Origin of the sequence: Candidatus Desulfatibia sp., assembly GCF_036446775.1 — a bacterium.
Classification (GTDB): Bacteria; Desulfobacterota; Desulfobacteria; order Desulfobacterales; family UBA11574; genus Desulfatibia_A.
The window spans coordinates 1-2,545 of record NZ_JAZFTO010000319.1 but is presented as its reverse complement, the minus strand read 5'-3'; the positions used below and the strand labels follow the sequence as shown (position 1 = coordinate 2,545).

General features: G+C 45.5%; 4 protein-coding genes. All 4 read right to left on the bottom strand.

What is annotated here, in order from left to right:
• Positions 1-505, bottom strand: a 505-nt coding sequence (locus tag V3S16_RS15045) for a hypothetical protein (RefSeq protein WP_413886376.1), incomplete at its 3' end; no start/stop codon positions are given.
• A gap of 60 nt (positions 506-565) precedes the next feature.
• Entirely contained in the window at positions 566-1,294 is a 729-nt protein-coding gene (locus V3S16_RS15040) for a transposase (protein WP_413886374.1), read from the bottom strand.
• 20 nt (positions 1,295-1,314) lie between these two features.
• Positions 1,315-1,737, bottom strand: a complete 423-nt coding sequence (locus V3S16_RS15035) for a hypothetical protein (RefSeq protein WP_413886372.1) — start codon at positions 1,735-1,737, stop codon at positions 1,315-1,317.
• A gap of 278 nt (positions 1,738-2,015) precedes the next feature.
• The coding region (locus V3S16_RS15030; RefSeq protein ID WP_413886370.1) for a hypothetical protein at positions 2,016-2,545 on the bottom strand (530 nt) is incomplete at its 5' end.

Genomic DNA, 2,545 nt, shown 5'->3' with positions numbered 1-2,545 from the left:
CTTCCTTGCATCGCCATTTAAGTTTAGTACGGGCGTTGACATATTCTTCAGATAGACACTTACCGCCTTTCTTTTCTGCTAGTTTTCGCATTTCTTCAATGGTTGATCTTTCTACACCTGTACACTTGGGGCACCATTGTCCTCTATTTTTTATACCACTCGGAGTTGCCCCCCAAATATGATTCTCTTTACATTGCCACCTTAGTTTATTTCGATTGTTGATATACTCCGTTGATATGCACTTGCCGCCTTTGCGTTCTGCTAAGTTATGCATGTCTTCAATTGTTAATTTCTCCAAACCAGCACACTTAAGGCACCATTTACCGCGCTTTATGTTAGCGGGAGTTGCCCCCCAAATATGATCTCCCGTGCATCGCCATTTAAGTTTCGTATGGGCATTGATGTACTCTGTAGATAAGCATTCACCGCCTCTACTTTGCGCAATTTCCTGCATTTCTTCTATTGTTAATTTTCTATTCATGAGTACATCAACAAACTCTTCCACCCTTCACCTTTTCTGTTTTTATTTCCTCTTTCTTTGTTCTTAATCAGACCTTTTGCATTTTCAAAGATAACTGAACAGTGCGGCAATGGGCGGCGGCTCACCTAATTGCATCCTTCCCATTTTTGCCAGATCCACCCCTTTGCAGTACTCCCACCACAACGCCTCAAAGGACACATCCAATCCCTGCTCAATCCTGAACCTCTCGAACAGCCACCACAGGAAGAATACAAAAGCATAGTGGGCTATCAACGGCTCCTTCTTCCAGGCACACGTATTTTCCAGCCCGCAGTACTGCTTCTCGTCCCGGTGCATATCCTCTATGCTCCATCGGCTCTTCTTATATCGGTAGCAGGTCCTGGCAGTCATATTCAGCTTGTCTGTCACGTAATATCTTGGGTTGGATTCATTTTCTTCCCAAAACATGAAGATCCTTACCCTGCCAATCTCGCTGAGGTCTAAAACGGCCTCTTTATAGAAAACCCTCGTGCCTTCCCAGGTGAAATACCTCTCGTTCTTGTGCTTTTCGAAGTACTCACTCACGCTCATCCATTCTGAAAAAAGCCTAATTTGACGGTTTTTCTTCAACTTCCCAACATAGGTCAAGCCCTTTTTGCGTAATGGGCTCAGAACAGGCTTCACAGCGTAAGCGGCGTCCATTAACAGCGAAACAGTATTTCTGGGGATTCTGCCTCCATAGGCATTCAACCGGTCTTCAACAATCTCCACAGCAAGCTCTGTTTTCGTCTTGAAAGTTTCGTTTGGGTGATTTTTAACGTATTCGTCTGTCAAATACAGCCTAAAATCGTTATCTATCGCCCTTTTTTTCCTCTTAGTTGGAAAGTGACCAGACAATTGCTCCAGATTGTGCTGCCGACGCTGCTGGAATGGTTATATCCTGAAGCATAGATGTCACGGCCATACCTTCTGACGGGTGTATCGTCAATAATGAAGAAGTGGCGTTCACGTTTGTCTAGTGTACCATCCCGCATGATATGCTGTATTTTGAAGTTATTGAGCTTATTCTGTTCTCCTTTCAACGTTCTAGATATGGTTGATGTGTGATATCTGGCATTTAAAGCCCGAATCATGGCTTTTATGCCCTTTTTCTTCATGGTTGTCAAACCGTCAGCGTAGAGAAGGAGCTTGTCAGAATGCTCGCTAACGGAAGATTTAAGTATGCACGAGATGTTATCTCGGATTAGACCGCCGGATTGAACTTCTTTCGCTTTCATACTTGAAATAAGCTCAGATGGCGGTCTTTTATAACTTACCCCCCGTCAATTATTTATGCAAAAGGTCTGTTAATTTAAACATTCTGTTAATTATCGTTGGAAAGATTGTCAGGGCCATACTTTGGGCCGGAAAATAATCATGCGCCCGTAATTGCCCTAGAAGTAATGTTGTGGTAGCAAAGAGCAGTGAAAAAAGTTGTTTAAGGCAATATTGTTGCACTCAACTTCATTTTTGGAGGGATAGAGATGCTATCAGAATAGAGGATAGACTCGACTGTCTACATCTTAAGGATTTCTGCTATCTTCGCGATATCGTCCTCTGTTACTTCAAGGATATCCAGCTTCTTGAGTTCCACGGCGACCCCCTTTTTCAAAAACCTCTCGTATCTCGGGCATGTGGTCAGGATGCCACGGTTCAGGTCCGTCACGAGGCCATTTTCTCTCGCCCTTTTCGCAAAGTTTTTCGGGTCGCCGGTCTCGAAGCCCACGCTGATTCCCCTGCAGTCTCTGTGCACAACCCCTCCAAGCTCTTCTTTTAACATGGCAGAGTATCTCACAAGCGTTTCGACCACCCTCGACGCATTTTTCAGCTCCTCGATTATTCCGGCACACGTCACGGGGCTGATCCTGCATGCCGCTGATACAGCCGCATTAATTATTTCTCCGTGGTCCGTGGATACGAAACCGCCCGATAGCACGTTTAATATTTTCGGGGCCCCGGTAGAGCAGACGGTGATATCCGCATCACCGCGTGCAAGCACCCCGTCCCCTATGGCCCCGCTCGCGTCTTCCACGAGATACACCGAGT